We start from the raw sequence: 18,432 nt of genomic DNA on the forward strand, positions 1-18,432 counted from the left end.
AATCACAAGAAAATAACAGAATAAACTAAGACCGCAGTTTTTAGCTGCGGTCTTTTTATATTTGCCAGTCAGCACTCAAACGCGCTCATGAATGTTTTGCATTCGCTCCTCAACAAGTTCTGGCGTCATTGCCTCATGTACCGCCTCAACAGACTCAGTGTTCAGCGCCGCAGCTGCCACCGCAAATCGCCCTGTCTTGGAATTGTCAAAGTGGTTGTATCGCGCGTAAATCAAAGCGGCAGTGGCTGCATCGCTAGAACCATTGTCATTGCCAACCGCCTTAGCGCCTTCGGATCCGTTTCCTCTAGAAACAATCATCCTTTGTACGCGCTGCAAAGGCACAGGGTAAAACGCAATGCCTTCCCCAAGAATTCCATACGCAACGCCTTCACGCCCCGAATTAACAAACACGCGCTTAACTCCGCGCTTAAGCAGAGCCTTTGCACATTGCACGGCTGACCTTTCGTCTACAGCGCAAATTCCAGTAAGCGCTTGCGATTCTGCCGTGTCTAAAACAAGTGTATCAATGCAATTTAGGCGCGAAAGTATTCTCGGCGCTTTTGCATCCGTTATTGCGCGAACCATAATCGGCTTTCTGTAGTTATCGCACACCCATTCAAACGACTTTTGCGAGATGTTGGTGTCTAGTGCAACAATGTCTGCGTTTTCTATGATTGATATTCTTTCGCGCAAAAAGTCTGGCGTCATGTAGTCGTAGATGCTCATGTCGTCTAATGCCAAAAGCCTTTGCCCAGATGCGTCTCCAACATACATATAAGACGCTGTCATGGCGTCTGGCAGCTGCTTTGAGTAGCCTATGTCTAATCCGTTTATGGATGCGTCTATTTTAAACAGCTCGCCATTGTGGTCGCCTCCGTACACAGAGACCAAGCTTGCGCGCGTGTTCATCCTCTCTAAAGCAACTGCGATATTTCGCCCAACTCCGCCAAGCGCGTAACGCACCTTTGCAGCGTTCGACGTGTAGTCCATAAGATCTCCGCACGCGATTCCCAAAACATCCATGCTTATTCCGCCGATTACTGTTACGTAGCTTGGTGGCGTAACAATGTAACCTTTGCCTCTAAGGTACCCTTTGCGAATCAGATTGGAAATGTGCGCTGCCACGCCCGATCGCGTAATACCAGCTAAATCTGCAAGCTCCTGCTGACTAATCATAGGATTCTGCTGAATCCACGACAATATTTGTTGTTCGCGTTCAGTCATCTTTGCCTCGTCTCTCGCGTTTTTACCTTATACTTCTAGAATATTCAAAAATTGTCTTTTTCGCACGTAAATTGTAAAAAATTGTGCGATTTTCTTCTTAATTTTCTTCTAATTGCTCAAAATTGCCGTGCTGCTGCCGCGCGTAAAGTCTAAAACCGCCCCAGCAAGTTGCGTGTGGTTGCGCAAAGTCGGGTCGCTAGCAATAAGAGACATTGCGCATTGCCTTGCGTCTGCAATAATATGCGCGTCTTTAACAACTCGAAGCAGCTTTAAGCTTGATTTTCCGCCAGATTGACTGTCTCCTAAAACGTCTCCAGCGTTTCTAAGTTCCAAGTCTTTTTGCGCGATTACAAAGCCGTCTAGCGATTTTTCTACAACCTGCAAGCGCGCTGCCGCCAACTCGTTGTCTTGAACTGCAGATACCAAAAAGGCCCAGGATTGTGTGCCTGCTCTACCAACTCTGCCCCTAAGCTGATGAAGCTGCGCAAGGCCAAAGCGATCGGCGTTAAAAATCACTATGCAACTTGCTTTTGCAACATCTACGCCAACTTCGATTACGGTTGTAGAAACCAAAATTTGCACTTTGCCGCTTTCAAAATCGCGCATAATACTGCGCTTTTCCTCGTCGCTTGTGCGGCCTGTAAGCTCAGCAAAATTGACGCCACTAAATTGAGGAAGATTTTTAAGGCGGGCTAAAATTTGCGATACTGTGTGTATTGGTGCGTTGGGTTGTGCGTTAGATTGTGCGTTAGATTGTGCGTTGTTTAATGAATTAGATGAATACGCGGAAAAGTCGAAAGCCGCCGCAGAGTCGCCATTATCCCCATTATCGCCATTATCATCATCGTCTATTCGCGCACAAACAATGTACGCGCGCTCCCCCGCGTCAATTCTGGAGCGAATGTGGCTAAACATTGCGGCCATTTTTGCAAAGTCCAGCTCGTTTATAACAAACGTGCGAATCGGCTTGCGGCCGCCTGGAAGCTCCGTTAAGTAAGACGCGTCTAAATCGCCAAACCAAGTCATTGCAGCGCTCCTAGGGATCGGCGTGGCCGTCATAACAAGAAGATGAACATCCGCATTATTACTCATTTTGCGTATAAGCGAATCGCGCTGCTCAACGCCAAATCTGTGTTGCTCGTCGATTATAGCCAGCGCAAGGTTTGTGGGCTTAAAACTGGCGGAAAATGCGGCATGAGTGGCCACAATAATTGAAGGCTCGCCGCTTGCCACTTTTGCCAGCGCTCTTCTTCGATCCGCCAGCTTCATTCCGCCCGTCACAAGCGTAATTTCAACGCTTATGCCCGCGCGCTCAATCATTTTGCGAAGATTTTCGGCGTGCTGCTGGGCCAGAACTTGAGTCGGCGCAACAAGCACCGCTTGGTGGCCCGAACCAACAGCTTGAAGCATTGCGCTCATTGCCACAACCGTCTTTCCAGAGCCCACTTCTCCTTGCAAAAGACGACGCATTGGTTTTAATGGGGATTCGCTGGCTGCTGGCGATTCATCTTGCACATCTTGCATATCTTCCGTAATCTCGCTAATAACGTTTTTTTGGCCTTCCGTCAACGCAAATGGCAAGCTGGCTTCAAACTGCTGCCTTAAAGCGCCATTGTTGCATGCATAGGCGGATCCGTTAAGCGAGTTCTCGCGCGACTGCAAAACAGCGATTTGAGATATAAACGCTTCTTCAAAACGCATTGTGTTGATTGCGCGCGCAAAATCCTCTTTGGTTTGCGGATTGTGGATTGACTCAAACGCCGCCGCGCGGTGCATAAAGTTTCTGCTTGCGATTACGGATTGCGGGAGAATGTCTGGAATGGACTCGGGCAAAGACTCGGGCGCAAAATCGCCACTATCGCAGCTCTTAAAAAGTCGCAATAATCCTAAAATCGTCTCGTGAATGTGGTCGCTAGAAATGCGCGAATTTGCGTGGTAAATCGGCTGCGGAGCGCAAAGTCTTTCCATCGCTTCATCAACGCTTTGCGCAACAAAATCGCCAGACGCGCTAGACTTCTCATCGTTGATAGACTTCTCACCATCGCTAGACTTCTCACCATCGCTACCCGCCGCCAAAACGCTTATAACTTGCGGATGCGTAAATTGCAAAACGCCATTAAACGCGCCGCTCACCCCGCCCACAACAACGGTTTGACCAACGCTCATGCGGCTGCTAACCCATTGCGCGTATTGCCTGTTTTTTGAAAAATAGACGATTTGAGCGCGCGCCGCATCTTGCGCAACATTTACGTCTAAGCGATACCCTCTTCGCGCGGCCATTTGCACCAAGTTTATGGACTGTATAACCGCGCAAAACGCCACTTCTTGACCAGGCAAAATTTGGCTTAAATGCGCAGGTTTTAGCGGATTCGTGACTCTAAACGGGTAGTACGTTAGCGCGTCTTTTACCGTGACTACGCCTAGCGATTTTAGGGCAGAAACGCGGCGCTTGTTGCCTACTAAGGATGATATTGGTGTGTTTAGTGTTACGGATGCGGCCATACTTCGATTATAATCGTCGCGCTACCGCTTAAATTCATTCCGCGCTACAAGATTACATAGGCTACGCCAAGCTAGGTAGAGATTCGAGATTTTTCGCAGCGGATGAAGCGTTTCGTTCGCGCGGATTAGCCGCGCTCACGTCTTCGCTTGCGTTGAAAGCACACCGTGCTTTCAACCTGAGCAAGCTCAGCGAATCGAAGTGCATTCGCGCGCTACGCTCTAAGCGCTCATGCAAATCGATTCGCGCTTTTGTACCAAATTTGACCAAAAACACGTACAAAAAGCGGAAATGTCGCGCGCGCGGTCTAAGCGCTCATGCAAGTCAATTCGCTAACAAAAAAGCCCCGAGCACTGCTCAGGGCCTTACATTTAACACGCGATTCACGCCTCAACGCGCTGAACCTTGCCTGCCTTAATGCATTTTACGCACACACGAAGGCGAACGTTTTCGCCATCAATGGTGGTGCGAACCGGCTGAAGGTTCGGGCGGAAGGTGCGCTTATTGCGAATGTGCGAATGTGAAACGCTGAAACCGGTCTGCGGTCCCTTGCCACATACTGCGCAACGAGCTGCCATAATGGACTCCTATTTTCTTTGACTTGCAAGTCTTGCGTCGCTCACTCACGCCAATCCAAATGCAACTAACCAATGTTAAATCGCACAAACAAACAGGCATGCCTGAACGCACAACTACACAAGTATATCACTACGCCCGACATTACAGCGTGAACGAGTTGGTATAACGCTTAAAATTCCGCAAAGTGCGGTAGAGATTCGAGATTTTTCGCCGTGAACGAGGTGAGCCTCAGCGCCGAAGGTGGTGACTCGCCGAGAGAGCAAGAAAAATCGAGAATCTCAGGCGACTAAGCAATACGCAATTGTTCAAGCACGAAAGAGGGCTGGGTGATTCTTGGTCGAACAGTATAAGAGCGGCAGCCGATACCAAATAATCCAATGACTCACCCTACAAACAAACTTCAACCAAAAACAAAATCAAAGCCAAATCGGAACAACCGCAACAACAGACAACACGTAAGAGGCGAAGCGTTGTGAGACAAGAATTAGCCAGCCCTCCTACAACACCAAATAGGAAATCGCGCAACAATAAAGTTCAGTTACAGCGCGAACGGCTTGCCATCGATCAAGATGCGCGAATTTTTGCGCAAATCTGCAATATTTCTGCATCCAAGCAGCGCCATAATCACGCGAATCTGCGTCTTCCAATCCTCAATCTGCTCAACAAGCGCATCCATACCGCCGCAAGTGAGCGTATGCAAGAACTCGCCCGCAACTCCAACTGCGCTTGCCCCAAGCTTAAGCGCGCGCAGAACATCAAGCGGCGTGCGCACTCCTCCGCTTGCAAACACTTGCATTTGCGCAGAGTCGCAAGAATCGCCAGCGACCGCACAATCGCAAGAATCCGCTGAATCGCGCAAAATCTCATCGCATCGCGCTATATCCAGCAACGACTCAACAGTGGTAAGCCCCCAAGAATCAAGGAACTCGTAGCTGCGCCCGCCTCCGCGCCTTGCATTCTCAATCGCAACAAAATTCGTGCCGCCGCGCCCGCCAACGTCCACCGCGCGCACGCCAACATTTTGCAGGCGCAACACATCCCGCGCGCTCATTCCGCAGCCAGTTTCCTTAACAACAACTGGCACTTTCATTGAATCAAGCGCGCTCACAATGGCCTCAATATTGCTAAGCCACGCGCTAAAATCGCGGTCGCCTTCGCTCATAACCAGCTCCTGCGCCGCGTTAAGGTGGATTTGCAACGCGTTTGCCTGCAAAATTTCAACGGCTTTAATCGCCTGCTCAGCGGCGGCTCCCGCGCTCACATTCGCCATCACAAATCCGCGCGGATTAAAGCGTCTAATCACGCTAAATGTTCCCGCAAGCTGCGGATTTTTAAGCGCCGCGCTTAGCGACCCACACGCCATTGCCACACCAGTTTTTGCCGCCACTCTAGCTAGCGACGCGTTTATATTTTCGCCATTTTTGCTGCCGCCCGTCATTGCGTTAATGTACAGCGGAGCAGCCCATTTTTCGGCGGCACCAAGCACGCTCACGCTTGTATCTACGTCGCTTAACGCAAGCTGCGGCAACGCGTTTGGAATAAATCGCACTGCTTCAAACCCAGCATCCGCGCGCGATTTATATTGTTTGCACGCAAGTTTTATGTGATCGTTTTTGCGCTGCTCGATAAGCGATGAATCGCGATTTTCATCAAATTCCGCCACTTGCAACCCAAGCGCCTCAATCCCGTTTTTTTGCCATTCGCTTTTAATGCGATTAGCCACTGCATCAAAATCTTGCGAGCGCGCAATCGCGATTCCGCAATCTCCTCCGCCTGCGCCGCTTGTTTTTGCTGGCAATCCTGCGCAATTTGCAGCCTCTATTAGCCGCGTAAGTTTTGACGTTTCGATTAGCGTTCCCGTTATTTCGCCAAGATCTTTTAGCAGCGCTCGATTTTGCGCAAATCCGCTTAATAACGCGTTAAAATCCCCATTTTCTAGGCTTTTTGCGATTTTTTGCACGCATTTTTCGCTTTGCGCACAAAAATCTTCGTATGTTTTGGCATGTGTTTTAGCGTACTCACGCGCGGCTGAATCGCCATAATTTGCGCCAGACGCTGCGCCAGCCTTCACCCCAGCCTTCACGCTTCCAACAAGCTCCGCGCTGCTGGCAGGGCTTCCCGTCCACCCAACTAAAAGTCGCAAGCCACCGCCCACTTTTAATCGTTTTACAACAAACCGCGGCCATTTTTTTTGCAGCAACTCGTGTAGGCTTGAGTCGCCGCTTTCAATCATTTCCACTTCTGCTTTAAGCCATTCGCGATTGTACGCGCGGTATAATACCCACCCGCCGTATGCGCTTGCAGCCACATCTCCGCCGCTTCCTGACTTTTTTACTAGCGACGATGCGATTATGGCCAATTTGCACAGTTCTGGCGTTGCAATCGTCAACCCGTACCATTCGCACAGCGCGCGAACAGCCGCCACCGTTACGGCCGCCGAAGAACCGAGACCGTATTTTTTGCCCGTTTTTTTATCGTCCAAATCGCTTTCAATGCGTACGTTGTATTCGCGCGCGCCGCCCTTTAAGCCTTGCGCTCCCGCCGCGCCCAACACGCCCATCTCGCGCGCATATTCATCTACTACGTTCATTGCGGAAATCACATACGCGTAGTATTTTTTAATTTTTTCTACATTAGTTTGCGCTGGCAAATCGTTGGTTGCTGGCGATTCTTCCGCGGGCAAATCGCAAGCATCCGCGCGGGAATCAAAGCCGCGTCCGCAACTTTTATCTAAAATAAATTCCCTGCTGTTGCCGCCAAAACGCGCGCAGTCAAAACGCATGCCGTCAAAACGTGCTTCGTCAAACCTCCAATACAGCGGCTCAAAGTTTTTATCCTCACACGCAATTTTTCCGTAAAAATTCCTGCCGTAAAAATTCCTGCCGCAGTCGGCATCTTCAGAAAAATCGCAAGGAAAATCGCAAGCTCCAGCCGCGTCAACCGTAACTTTTACATAGCGATTCACGGCTGCAACAATCGCAGCTTTTCCATCTACAACAGCGTATTCGCCTGCAATATAAAGCTTTCCAGGAGCTTCCGCTTGAAATTTAGTCATGATTTTCTCCGTACGCCGTCACGCTAACCGCACCGCCCGCTCGCGCAATAACAAACTGCGGATTGGATTGCGCAGAGTCGGAACCCGCCGCCGCCAGCGAACCCCGCGATTGCGCAATCTCCTGCAAAACCCGCTGTCTTAACTCGTTTTTAACGCTCAAAGCCTTGCCCGCGCTAGTTAAAACCTTAACATTTGGCCCCGCGTCCATTGTAGCCCAAACAGGCCACCCCTCGCCGCGCATTTGCCGCACAACTCTAAGCACGGCGTGCGTTTCTTCGCTAAGGTAGTCAACGCTGGGATTGGCCGCGCGCATCGCCGCATGCATTCCCAAAGCATTTCGCTGCGAAACCTCGCCCAACGCCTCTAAATCGCAGTTTTTAATCGCTTGCAAAGCCGTTTTAAGGTCATCCTCGCAGCTTTTAATCCAACTTTTGTAAAGCGGCGATGTTTCAACAGTTTGCCGCATTGCTTTGCGGCTGGAAATCTTCTTTTTGTTGGGATTTAAAACAACGGCCACCATTGCAAGGCTCAAATCTTTTGGCAATTCGATTGGCTCCGCGTAGCTTGTTTCGCTACTCTCACCTGCGTTCCACAGCACCAATCCGCCATAAATCGACCTGCATGCCGAGCCCGACCCCTTGCGCGCCAAAATCGAAAGTTCGCGCGCGTTTAGCTTAAGACCATCCGCATACGACGCCGCCGCAGCCAGCGCCGCAAAACCTGAGGCGCTAGACGCAAGGCCCGCCGCCGTTGGAACCGTGTTTTTGCTTACGACTCGCGCTTTGTGGCTCGTTCCAGCCATTTTTCGCACCATGTCCAGCATTCTTACGATTCGCGCGCGTTCATTGCTTTGCAATAAATCGCCACTAAGCTCTACATCGTTTAAGCAAACGGAGTCGTCTGCTAGAGAATCGTCAAAGTGTACGCTGGTTTTCGTTGAAAATCCGCCCAAAGTCAAAGATAAGGAAGACGCATACGGCAAAATCAGCTGCTCATCGCGCTTTCCCCAATACTTGATTAGCGCAATGTTTGCGTTTGCTTCCGCGATTGCGCAATGCGTTTGCATCGACTCGTCAAACGCTATTTTTGGCTCAATCTCAACGTTTTCCACAATCACCTTTCTAACCGCCGATTTCTACAATCCACGTTTTAACAGCGCCCGCGCGCTCTAGCGCCAATTTTACTTTAAGCGCATCCTCGCAGCTTTGCGCAAGCGCGATAACGCAACCGCCTCCGCCGCCGCCAGTCAGCTTTGCCCCCAAAGCCCCGCCTTTGCACGCGGCCCTAACCAACGCGTCTAAAAGCGGCGTGCTCACGCCTAATTGCGCAAGAATCTCGTGCGCGCGGCTCATCTTAAGCCCAATTTCCAGCGGCCGCCCAAGCTCTAAATCGCCCTCAGCGCTAATGGCGATTTTTCCAAGCTGCTCTAAAAGCGCATCAACCTCATGCGGATTCAAATCGCGCTTTTTGCGCAAAGCTTCAACCGTGTTGCGCGTTTGCCCCTTGCACCCCGAATCGGCCAAAACAAGCCACGCGTGCATGCGTATATTTATGTTGCTAAATTCGCCGCCAAAAAATCGCACCGCGCGCGCCGCAGCCGTAGCCTTAGCGTCTAATCCCGATGCCTTTCCATGCGCAACATTTTCCGCCTCTTGCGTGAGTGCAAATAGCTCGTCCTCGCTGGCTTCAATCGAGTAAAAATCTAGAATCGCGCGGATTACGGCACCCGCTGCCGCAGCCGACGACCCCAATCCTCGCTCTGGCGGAAAATCGCAAGCAGTTTCCACCTGCAACGCTTCGCCGCGCCAATTTGCAAATTGCAAAGCCTTATAAATCGCGGTTTTAACGGAGTCCAAGCGCTTTGGCGCGTTTTGTAATGGCCCGCAAAAATCCAGTGCTTTAAGCGTTATGCTGTTTTTTTCATCCGCGATTGATGTGATTGATGTGATTGATGCGTTCGACGCGTTTGATGCGATTGGCGCGTTTGCTCTCTTGACTGTGGCACGCATCTTAAGATTCTTCAACGGAATAGCCACTGCGCTGTAGCCGTAAACCACCGAGTGCTCGCCAAAAAGAATCACTTTTGCGCAAGTTTCGCCAACGCCACTTGCTAAACTGCTGCACTCGCTCACTAATCCTCCTTTGCAATGCTCTACAGGCTCACTCGTTGCCACTGCAATCGTCGCCACTGCAATCGTTCGCCACTGCAATCGTTCGCGTTAGTCACATTTTCCCAACTTTTATAATTTAGTATCTAAAGCGATTTAACACCACGATTTGCCGCATACACACACAACACATTCACATTTACCGAAAATGTACCAAATTTGGCCTAAATCACGTACAAAACCCGTCAAACAACTCCGCACTTTGTACCAAATTTGACCTAAATCACGTACAAAACCCGGAAATATCGCTCGCGCAGATTAGCTGCGCCCACGTTTGTTCCCTTTTGCCCGCGTTTGTTCCCTTTTGCCCGCGTTTGTTCCCATTTTTGGTGTTTTGGGAAACAAACACAAGAACACTCCCCCACGTTTGTTTCTTTTTCCCCACGTTTGTTCCCATTTTTGGTGTTTTGGGAAACAAACACAAGAACACTCCCCCACGTTTGTTCCCATTTTGGCCAATTTTGGAAACGAAAAAAGCCCCGCGCAAGTCGCAGCAAATAAAACTCGCCACAACTCACGCAGAGCTAATGCTTAAGATCAATCCAAATGGATTGCCTCCCATCGCAAATTCCGCAAAATCACAAGCAAGAATTCACAAGCAAGACCCGCAAAACCCGCGTGGGAAGCTGGAACACGTTTAACTACTCAGCTACAACCTTAACAGTAAAGGAAGCAGTGATTTCTGGGTGAAGAGCCACAGTTGCTGGGAATTCGCCAGTGGTCTTGATTGCAGCAACGCTAATAGCGCGTGCTTCAACAGCGGCCTTTGGCGCCAAAGCGGCAGCAATCTTATCGGCGGAAACACCACCAAAGAGCTTGCCGGATTCGCTCACCTTAGCGGCGATTTCTACAACAGTGCCTTCAATTGCGGCCTTAGCTGCAACGGCCTCTTCGCGAGTGGCCACAGCCTTAGCCAAGCGTGCGCGACGCATAGCTTCAATCTGGGAAGCAGCGCCCTTATTCCACGCAAAGGCCAAGCCCTGTGGAATCAAGTAGTTACGTGCGTAACCAGCCTTAACAGTAATAACGTCACCCGAGTGACCCAAGTTTGCAACGGTCTTGGTGAGAATAACCTTGGTTTCTGCCATGTTCTATCCTCTCAATCAGCGACCAGTGGTGGCGTATGGGAGCAAAGCCATCTCGCGAGCGTTCTTAACGGCCTTCGCGATCTTGCGCTGTTCCTGTACGGTTACACCAGTAATACGGCGGGAACGAATCTTGCCGCGGTCCGAAACGAACTTGCGCAACAAAGCAACGTCCTTGTAATCAATTTCAGTAATCTTGGCAGCCTTTAAAGGATTTGGCTTCTTCTTAAAAGGCTTGACCGGTGGTTGCGGCCTCTTACGTGACATAGGATGTCCTCTCTTAAATGCGTTAAACGTTTGTTTATACGCTAAACTGATGTTTTTAATTGTAAAGTCGTATTTAGATTTTTGCCGATATTAGTTTTACAAACAATAAGCCATTTTGCTAAGCATATTTGCTAAGCTATCTGCCCTAAAGCAGCGGCGCCTAGACGCCATTAGCCCGCACAGCAAACTAGAATTCTGGCTCTTCGTCTGCTCCACCAAAATCGGAGCTAGCTCCAAACGTTGCAAATCCGCCGTTTGAAGGAGCCGAAGCGCTCCACGGGTCTTCAACGTTTACGCCCTGATTAGCGCCATTTTGCGCAGGCATTCCAGCGCCCATTCCAGCACCCGCACCAGCGGCCGCACTATTCGCATAATTCGCGCCGCCAGCATAACCACCAGTGTATCCACCAGCAGCCATTCCAGCGCCAGCGCCCATTGCCGCGCCCGCTCCAAAATCAGCACCCTGATTAAATCCGCCATTATTCCCAGCAAAACCGCCCTTCGAGCTCAAACGATTAACTTGAGCGGTGGCAAATCGCAAGGATGGCCCAATCTCATCAATCATCAAATCAATGCTGTATCGCTTTTCGTTGCTGTTTTTATCAACGTAGTTGTTTGCACGCAACCTACCCTGAACAATAACGCGCATTCCCTTTGTAAGTGTTTGCGCGCAATGCTCGGCCAAGTCGCCCCAAGCAACGCATCTAAGCGATAATGGCGTGCCGTTAACGTAGCTGTTTGTTCTTCGGTCAAAAGTAGAAGAATTAGAAACAATCGTAAAAGACGTTCTAACGCTACCGTTGGAACTGGTAGCAGTCTCTGGCTCTTTAGCCAAATTACCAATCACCGTTATAACAGTTTCTCCAGCCATCGTAGCCTCGTTTCTATTAAGACTTGGAACAATTTTTTGGAACAATTAGAGCAAATCCAAAATAATTTTGAATATCTTAGATTTTGACTTTTTGACTTTACTTTGCTTTATTTTGCTTTACTTTGCGTCCTTGCGAAGAATCTTCGTGCGGACTACGGATTCGTTAAGATTCAAAACACGGTCAAGCTCGTCGCTAAGGGCTGGCTCAGCAGTGTAATTCACTACAACGTAGTTACCTTCGTTCTTGCCATTAATCTCGTAAGCAAGCTTACGGCGACCCCAATAGTCGGTACCATCAACGGAACCGCCCTCTTTGGTGACAAGCTCAAGATACTGCTCGGTCAACTTCTTAAGACCACGCTCATCAAGCTCTGGATCGGCAATGAACATCAGTTCATACTTATGTGCAGACATCACCCACCTCCTTCGGACTATTCGGCTGCGGGCTTTCCACAGCAGGAGTGTGTTTGCAAAATCGTTCGTAAATCATGGTTATTACGCAATTTATTACGCACTAATCATGCAATAATCATGCAATATATTTTTGCATATTTAATTTTACGAACAACCTATTAATTCTACATCATGCTTGCGACTCACCGCCGCGCAGCTAATCAACAACACTAATGAGCGTAAATATTTCTATGCTTCATGTCTTCTGGAAGCGCGTTTCTAAGCGAAACAAGCGACCCAGACCTAAACACAGACCTAATTCCCGCAGCCAAAAGCGGCGCAATTGAAAGAACCGTCATGTTTTCTAAGCGCTTTTCTTCTGGAACAGGAACCGTATCCGTTAAAATAATTTCGCGCGCACCGCAACTCTTAAGTCGCTCTACCGCAGGCCCCGAAAGCAGCGCATGAGTGGCAACCAAGGTAACAGATTTTGCACCCGCCCCCTTAAGCGTGCGCACAGCTTCGCAAATCGTGCCAGCCGTGTCAATCATATCGTCTACAACAATGCAATCGCGGCCGCTAATATCGCCAATAATTCCGTGCGCTTCCGCATGATTTGGCCTTGTTGTATCGCGCGTTTTGTGAATAAACGCCAACGGCAATCCGCCGAGCTTTGCAGCCCACTGCTCCGAAACCTTGATTCGCCCAGCGTCTGGCGAAACAATCGTAGTGTTTTCTAGGCTCATTGTGTTGCGAACGTAGTCAATCAAAACTGGCATAGCCGTTAAGTGGTCCACAGGCCCGTCGAAGAACCCCTGCTCCTGAGCCGCGTGCATGTCTACCGTCAAAATTCTTGTGGCTCCAGCAGATCGGAACAAATCAAACATAAGTCGCGCTGTAATTGGCTCGCGACCCTGATGCTTTTTGTCTTGGCGCGAATACCCAAAGAAAGGCGCCACAACGTTTATGCTACGCGCGGATGCTCGCCTTAAAGAATCCACCATAAGCAGCTGTTCCATAATCCAATTGTTGATTGGATCGGTGTGTGCTTGCAAAACAAAAACGTCCGCGCCTCTAACTGGCTGCGTAAAACGCACGTACATCTCCCCGTTTGCAAAGTCATAGGCAGTTGTTTCCAGCACGTCTATGCCAAGGTAGCTTGCAGTTTCTTCCGCAAGCTGTGGGTACGCCCTACCCGTTACCAGCATCATTTGCTTTTTTGGAGTGCCTTCAAGAATTGTTGACATATCTGCCTTTCCATTGCAAAATCGGTAAAAAACGCATATGCATCTAGTCTATCAGCATACAGCGCCACTACTCAAACGCGCGAACCACCTGCTGCGCGCTGCCGTACGAGCTTTGCGCACCAAATCCCATTGCCGCATACGCCGAAACGTAGGTTGCCACTTGCGCGCTTTGCGCTAGGCTAAATCCAGCGGCGAGCGCTGCCAAAACGGTTCCCATAAACGCGTCTCCGCAGCCCGTGGTGTCTACTGCCTTAACGCGCTGAGGGCAAATGCGCACAACCTTTTTGCCATCTTGCGCCGCAAAGTCTAAAACAACCGAGCCTTTTGCACCAAGCGTTACAACCGCCTCGTCGAAGCCGTACTCGTGCATAACGCGCACCGCATTATCCCAGTCAAAATCGTCCCAATTTCCGTCTTCTGGCTCGCTAATTTTAAGCAGCTGCGCCATCTCGTGCTCGTTTACAAGAAGTATGCTTGCGTTTTCAATCAACTCGCGCGGAAGCTCGCTTACAAAAGGCGAATTGTTTAGCAAAACTTTTACGCCAGCCGCGTGCGCGATTTTTGCCGCCGCCGTTACGGTTTCCATTGGGCTTTCTAAGCAAAGTCCTAAAACGCTTGCGCCGCAAATCGCCTGCTTAACATCGTCTTGACTAATATATTCCACGCTCACTTTTGCGTTGGACCCTGGCGCGTAAACGATTGTATTTTCGCCGCCTTTGGCGTCTACTGTGATTACGGTTGCGCCGCTTTTTACGCCTTCTACGCGCAGGATTTTACACGTATCTACGCCAGCGGATTCCAGCGTGTTTAGCAGGAATTTTGCGTTTTCGTCGCTGCCTACCGCGCCAAACATTTGCACATTTGCGCCAATTTTTGCGGCAGAAACGGCCTGGTTGCCCGATTTTCCGCCTGGAAGAACGCGCAAATCGCTTCCGTTTACGGTTTCTCCAGGATTTGGCAGGCGGTCGGCAACTATTGTGTAGTCGGCGTTCATGGAGCCTACTACTGCAACGCGATTGCTTGATTCACCTATCTTTTCTAGCGCGCTAGCAAGCATTTCACTGCTTAGCGGCGTGGTCTGTTCCATAATGACTTCCTTTCGTAAATCATTATTAAATTGTGACTAAAGTCGTTATTTAAGTCGTTATTAAATCGTGACTTAAATCGTGACTTAAATCGTGACTTAATTCTTAAAGCTGTGCACAGGCGCTGGAATCCGCCCGCCGCGCGAAACAAACTCCTCGCAGCTTTCGGTGTTTACTGGCATAATCGGAGCGTACCCCATTAAACCGCCAAAATTGGCCATTTGCCCAACGCCTTTGCCTTCCACTGGGATTATGCGCACGGCAGTGGTTTTTTGATTTATCATGCCAATTGCCGCCTCGTCCGCAATCATTCCAGATATTGTTGCGGCGGTTGTGCTTCCAGGAATCGCAATCATATCTAGGCCTACCGAACATACGCACGTCATTGCTTCTAGCTTTTCTATTTTAAGGCAGCCAGACTTTGCAGCAGCAATCATGTTTGCGTCTTCCGAAACAGGTATAAACGCGCCAGAAAGCCCGCCAACGTAGCTGCTGGCCATTATTCCGCCCTTTTTAACTTGATCGTTAAGCATTGCAAGAGCGGCGGTTGTGCCAGGCGCGCCAACGGTGGAAAGCCCGATTTTCTCTAGGACTTCGCCTACGGAGTCTCCCACGGCTGGTGTTGGCGCAAGCGACAAGTCGATTATTCCAAACGGCACACCAAGCCTTCTAGACGCCTCTTGCGCAACCAGCTGGCCAACTCGCGTAATCTTAAAAGCCGTGCGCTTAATCGTCTCGCACAAGAACGCAAAATCCTTCCCGCGCGCCTCGTCTAGCGCGCGCGAAACCACGCCTGGCCCAGATACACCAACGTTTATTACAGCGTCTCCTTCGGTTACGCCGTGGAATCCGCCTGCCATAAACGGATTATCGTCTGGAGCGTTGCAAAATGCCACGAATTTTACGCATCCGTACGAGTCGCGGTCTGCCGTTGCATGCGCGATTTGCTTGACTACTCGCCCAAGCAGCTGAACGCAATCCATGTCGATTCCAGTGCGAGTGGACCCAACGTTTGCGCTCGAACACACAATATCCGTCTCGCTCAAGGCTTTTGGCAGCGATTCTATAAGCATGCGGTCGGCGGCGGTCATGGATTTTGCAGGCAGCGCGGAATAGCCGCCAATCAAGTCTACACCAACTTTTTTGGCCGCTTTATCTAGCGCGTGCGCAATCTGCACAAAGTCGTCTGGGCTTTTGCATGCGGCCGCACCAACAAGGCTTATTGGCGTTACGGTTATGCGCTTGTTTACAATCGGAATTCCGTAGTCACGCTCAATCGCGCAGCCCGTGCTGACTAAGTCTTTTGCAAGGCACGTAATCTTGTTGTATACGTTTTCGCACACTTTTTGCACGCTTGCGTCTGCACAGTCTAGCAGATTGATTCCCATTGTTATGGTTCTAACGTCGAGCTTTTCTTGCTCGATCATGGAGTTTGTTTCGCTCACTTCCATAATGTTTAGCATGGGCTTCTCCTACTAATCCCTAGATTCTGTGCATGTTTGTAAAGATTTCCGCGCGCTGGCAGTGTATGCTAACGCCAATTCCTTCGCCCAGCTTTGCCAGTTCTTCGGCCAGCTCGCCAAATTCTACGCTTATTTCGTTTACGTCTACAATCATCATCATGTTAAAGAATCCGTTGACGATTGTTTGAGATATATCTAAAATATTCGCCTTGCTATTTGCTAAATGAGTCGTGACTTTAGCTATGATTCCTACAGCGTCTTTGCCCACTACGGTGATTACGGCTTTGTTTTCATCATTATTAGTGGGATTAGTGGTGTTCATAATCACTCCTATTGGCTCTATTAGCTTTATTGGCTATATTGGCTTTATTGGCGATATTTCGGCGCGGCGGAGGGTCTATATGCTATACACCATACGACATTCGCGCGCGCTTTGCTCCTTATTTATACTATTGCCCGCCGCGTATAATCGACAATTCGTTGCGATTGGATGGCGCTTATGCGTGATGCAGCGTGATGCAACGCGATGCGAGTTGATTTACAATGCGAACAACTATGAATAAAAAAAAACGCGGCAAAATACCGCGAAAACAAACATATTGTGGGTGATATAGGAATCGAACCTATGACCCCTTCCGTGTGAAGGAAGTGCGCTAGCCGCTGCGCCAATCACCCAAAATTTTTTAATTATGCGTGAAAGGCAATCCTTTCGAGTGGGCGATACAAGGTTCGAACTTGTGACCCCTTCCGTGTCAGGGAAGTGCGCTACCACTGCGCCAACCGCCCAGGTTGTTTATTAAGCTAACACGCTCAATCGAGGTGGGTACGAGAGTCGAACTCATCTATACGGCTTTGCAGGCCGCTGCCTAACCGCTTGGCTAACCCACCACAGGCCGATAACTCACCAGACCTAGAGCGGACAACGGGACTCGAACCCGCGGTCTCAACCTTGGCAAGGTTGCGCTTTACCAACTAAGCTATGTCCGCAACGCATTCTCGCTAACTAATGCCAGCTCGAAGCACGAGTAACTACTATACCCTAAATATTTTCAAATGCAAGTCCTATCCATATTTGGCGTGTCGAGCAACATTCTCGATCATTTTTCCCGATTTTGTAGCTGATTTTGCCATTTTTAACAACATTCTCGGGAAAAACCTCCCGATTTTGTAGCTCAACATGCCAATTTGAACAACATTCTCGGGAAATTGCTCGCGCGGATTAGCTGCGCTCAGGCAGGTCGTCGCGTCCTTTTGTTGCCGATCTTTTACTCTTGCGCATTTCGTACAAATGTACTATACTCATATTTTCAAGGGTTTATAGAGTTGTATAGAGTTGTATATGGTCTTATAGAATTTTAGGAGGATTTATGGGAGATTTTGGAAATTTTAACGGCAATTACGCTGGCGATTTCGCACAAAACCCAACAATCGTAGACACGCAGGCCACTTATGTGCGCGAGCAGGCCGAGCGCGTGAGTGTGCGTCGCGTTTATGCAGAAATGACCGTTGGCTTAATTGTTACAACGCTTGTTGCAATGTTTACACAAAGCACGGGCGCGCTTTATTCGTACTTGTATGCTACGGGTCGGTTCGGCTTCTTCGGCATTGTTATTGCGCAGGTGGCGCTGGCTGTTGTGCTTGGAATGCGCATTATGAAGATGAGCGTTACGGCGGCGCGCGCGCTTTTCTACGCCTATGCAGCGCTTACAGGCTTTACGCTTAGTACGATTTTTACCGTGTTTAGCCTTGGCTCTATTGCAATGGTTTTGGCACTTACAGCGGGATTCTTCCTATGCCTTACAATGCTTGCGCTCACTACAAAAGTGAATATGCTTAAGGCTGGCCCAATTCTTATGGTGGCACTTATCGTGCTTGTAATTAGCCAAGTTATCTTTATGTTTGTTGCGCCAAGCGCTGGCACTATGCGATTTATTGCGGCAATTGCGGTGCTTATTTTTGCAGGTCTTACGGCTTACGATGCGCAGAAAACGCGTGCGATTTTTGAAGCGTACGCCAATCAGCCAGAGATGATTAAGCGCGTTTCAATTATTTGCGCGTTTAATCTTTATTTGGACTTTATCAACATGTTTGTTTACTTGTTGGAGTTGCTGGGAAATAGGCGCGACTAGGTATTTGTGCGCTCGTGCGGCTCGAGTATGATGCGCGACTCGTGCGGGCGCGACTCGTGCGGGCGCGCGCTTATCCCAATTTTTCCCAGGGATTATGGTAAAATGTGCGATTGTGCACTTTTTACGTTTATAGCGTAGCACGCACAACTGGATGGGTGTCCGAGCGGTCTAAGGAGACGGTCTTGAAAACCGTTGTAGGGAAACCTACCGCGAGTTCGAATCTCGCCTCATCCGCGAACGGGGTTTCTAGCAAATCGCTAGAAGCCCTTTTTTCGTCTCTTGCGTCTATAACAACAAAAAGCGTAAAAGTTGACGCATTTTGTACCAAATTTGGCCTAAATCACGTACAAAACGCGGAACACAACT

General features: G+C 49.5%; 15 protein-coding genes and 5 tRNA genes. 2 read left to right on the forward strand and 18 right to left on the reverse strand.

The window, feature by feature from the left end:
- Positions 1–75: 75 nt before the first annotated feature.
- From ACZ0NX_RS03675 to ACZ0NX_RS03760, 18 genes are all read right to left on the reverse strand, one after another.
- On the reverse strand, positions 76–1,224 hold the full coding sequence (locus ACZ0NX_RS03675) for a PfkB family carbohydrate kinase (RefSeq protein WP_415696008.1): 1,149 nt from the start codon (positions 1,222–1,224) through the stop codon (positions 76–78).
- Positions 1,225–1,332: 108 nt separating this feature from the next.
- Positions 1,333–3,726 (reverse strand): ATP-dependent DNA helicase RecG, encoded by a 2,394-nt coding sequence (locus tag ACZ0NX_RS03680; protein ID WP_464405592.1) that lies wholly within the window; start codon positions 3,724–3,726, stop codon positions 1,333–1,335.
- A 381-nt stretch (positions 3,727–4,107) separates the two neighbouring features.
- Positions 4,108–4,302: a 50S ribosomal protein L28 gene (rpmB, locus tag ACZ0NX_RS03685; protein ID WP_004105392.1), complete on the reverse strand. Its 195-nt coding sequence runs from the start codon at positions 4,300–4,302 to the stop codon at positions 4,108–4,110.
- A 539-nt stretch (positions 4,303–4,841) separates the two neighbouring features.
- Positions 4,842–7,358: a type 2 isopentenyl-diphosphate Delta-isomerase gene (gene fni, locus ACZ0NX_RS03690; RefSeq protein WP_464405593.1), complete on the reverse strand. Its 2,517-nt coding sequence runs from the start codon at positions 7,356–7,358 to the stop codon at positions 4,842–4,844.
- Positions 7,351–8,469: a diphosphomevalonate decarboxylase gene (mvaD, locus tag ACZ0NX_RS03695; protein WP_464405595.1), complete on the reverse strand. Its 1,119-nt coding sequence runs from the start codon at positions 8,467–8,469 to the stop codon at positions 7,351–7,353. Before mvaD ends, fni begins: the two co-directional genes overlap by 8 nt.
- A 10-nt stretch (positions 8,470–8,479) precedes the next feature.
- Complete coding sequence (mvk, locus tag ACZ0NX_RS03700; RefSeq protein ID WP_464405597.1) at positions 8,480–9,490, reverse strand: mevalonate kinase; 1,011 nt, start codon at positions 9,488–9,490, stop codon at positions 8,480–8,482.
- Positions 9,491–10,167: 677 nt separating this feature from the next.
- Entirely contained in the window at positions 10,168–10,614 is a 447-nt protein-coding gene (rplI, locus tag ACZ0NX_RS03705) for a 50S ribosomal protein L9 (RefSeq protein WP_004121179.1), read from the reverse strand.
- 15 nt (positions 10,615–10,629) lie between these two features.
- The gene (gene rpsR / locus ACZ0NX_RS03710; protein ID WP_004105399.1) at positions 10,630–10,878 is read right to left on the reverse strand and encodes a 30S ribosomal protein S18; all 249 of its coding nucleotides are present in this window, start codon (positions 10,876–10,878) and stop codon (positions 10,630–10,632) included.
- 187 nt (positions 10,879–11,065) lie between these two features.
- Complete coding sequence (ssb, locus tag ACZ0NX_RS03715) at positions 11,066–11,749, reverse strand: single-stranded DNA-binding protein (RefSeq protein ID WP_415696003.1); 684 nt, start codon at positions 11,747–11,749, stop codon at positions 11,066–11,068.
- A gap of 117 nt (positions 11,750–11,866) precedes the next feature.
- Entirely contained in the window at positions 11,867–12,163 is a 297-nt protein-coding gene (rpsF, locus tag ACZ0NX_RS03720; protein ID WP_060786896.1) for a 30S ribosomal protein S6, read from the reverse strand.
- Between the two features lie 209 nt (positions 12,164–12,372).
- The gene (locus ACZ0NX_RS03725; protein WP_415689456.1) at positions 12,373–13,389 is read right to left on the reverse strand and encodes a ribose-phosphate diphosphokinase; all 1,017 of its coding nucleotides are present in this window, start codon (positions 13,387–13,389) and stop codon (positions 12,373–12,375) included.
- A 67-nt stretch (positions 13,390–13,456) separates the two neighbouring features.
- Entirely contained in the window at positions 13,457–14,446 is a 990-nt protein-coding gene (locus ACZ0NX_RS03730) for a ribokinase (RefSeq protein WP_464405752.1), read from the reverse strand.
- Between the two features lie 126 nt (positions 14,447–14,572).
- Positions 14,573–15,937: a PFL family protein gene (locus tag ACZ0NX_RS03735; RefSeq protein ID WP_415696001.1), complete on the reverse strand. Its 1,365-nt coding sequence runs from the start codon at positions 15,935–15,937 to the stop codon at positions 14,573–14,575.
- A 19-nt stretch (positions 15,938–15,956) separates the two neighbouring features.
- Entirely contained in the window at positions 15,957–16,259 is a 303-nt protein-coding gene (locus ACZ0NX_RS03740; protein ID WP_464405600.1) for an ACT domain-containing protein, read from the reverse strand.
- Between the two features lie 280 nt (positions 16,260–16,539).
- A tRNA-Val gene (locus tag ACZ0NX_RS03745) sits at positions 16,540–16,612 on the reverse strand.
- 39 nt (positions 16,613–16,651) lie between these two features.
- Positions 16,652–16,723, reverse strand: a tRNA-Val gene (locus ACZ0NX_RS03750).
- Positions 16,724–16,754: 31 nt separating this feature from the next.
- Positions 16,755–16,825: transfer RNA gene (locus ACZ0NX_RS03755), tRNA-Cys, on the reverse strand.
- A 26-nt stretch (positions 16,826–16,851) separates the two neighbouring features.
- Positions 16,852–16,924 (reverse strand) — tRNA-Gly (locus ACZ0NX_RS03760).
- A 380-nt stretch (positions 16,925–17,304) separates the two neighbouring features.
- On the opposite strand from ACZ0NX_RS03760, the gene ACZ0NX_RS03765 reads away from it, so the two are divergent.
- Both ACZ0NX_RS03765 and ACZ0NX_RS03770 read left to right on the forward strand, forming a co-directional pair.
- Positions 17,305–18,066, forward strand: coding sequence for a Bax inhibitor-1/YccA family protein (locus ACZ0NX_RS03765; protein ID WP_415696000.1), 762 nt, complete (start codon positions 17,305–17,307; stop codon positions 18,064–18,066).
- A 149-nt stretch (positions 18,067–18,215) separates the two neighbouring features.
- Positions 18,216–18,300, forward strand: a tRNA-Ser gene (locus tag ACZ0NX_RS03770).
- The last annotated feature ends 132 nt before the right edge of the window (positions 18,301–18,432 follow it).

This window comes from Gardnerella rara (assembly GCF_055452355.1).

Excerpts from the sequence above, each read along its gene's own strand:
- ACZ0NX_RS03675 (WP_415696008.1), bottom strand. The coding sequence starts at position 1,224 with ATGACTGAACGCGAACAACAAATATTGTCGTGGATTCAGCAGAATCCT.
- ACZ0NX_RS03680 (WP_464405592.1), bottom strand. The coding sequence starts at position 3,726 with ATGGCCGCATCCGTAACACTAAACACACCAATATCATCCTTAGTAGGC.
- rpmB (WP_004105392.1), bottom strand. The coding sequence starts at position 4,302 with ATGGCAGCTCGTTGCGCAGTATGTGGCAAGGGACCGCAGACCGGTTTC.
- fni (WP_464405593.1), bottom strand. The coding sequence starts at position 7,358 with ATGACTAAATTTCAAGCGGAAGCTCCTGGAAAGCTTTATATTGCAGGC.
- rplI (WP_004121179.1), bottom strand. The coding sequence starts at position 10,614 with ATGGCAGAAACCAAGGTTATTCTCACCAAGACCGTTGCAAACTTGGGT.
- rpsR (WP_004105399.1), bottom strand. The coding sequence starts at position 10,878 with ATGTCACGTAAGAGGCCGCAACCACCGGTCAAGCCTTTTAAGAAGAAG.
- ssb (WP_415696003.1), bottom strand. The coding sequence starts at position 11,749 with ATGGCTGGAGAAACTGTTATAACGGTGATTGGTAATTTGGCTAAAGAG.
- rpsF (WP_060786896.1), bottom strand. The coding sequence starts at position 12,163 with ATGTCTGCACATAAGTATGAACTGATGTTCATTGCCGATCCAGAGCTT.
- ACZ0NX_RS03725 (WP_415689456.1), bottom strand. The coding sequence starts at position 13,389 with ATGTCAACAATTCTTGAAGGCACTCCAAAAAAGCAAATGATGCTGGTA.
- ACZ0NX_RS03730 (WP_464405752.1), bottom strand. The coding sequence starts at position 14,446 with ATGCTTGCTAGCGCGCTAGAAAAGATAGGTGAATCAAGCAATCGCGTT.
- ACZ0NX_RS03735 (WP_415696001.1), bottom strand. The coding sequence starts at position 15,937 with ATGCTAAACATTATGGAAGTGAGCGAAACAAACTCCATGATCGAGCAA.
- ACZ0NX_RS03740 (WP_464405600.1), bottom strand. The coding sequence starts at position 16,259 with ATGAACACCACTAATCCCACTAATAATGATGAAAACAAAGCCGTAATC.
- ACZ0NX_RS03765 (WP_415696000.1), top strand. The coding sequence starts at position 17,305 with ATGGGAGATTTTGGAAATTTTAACGGCAATTACGCTGGCGATTTCGCA.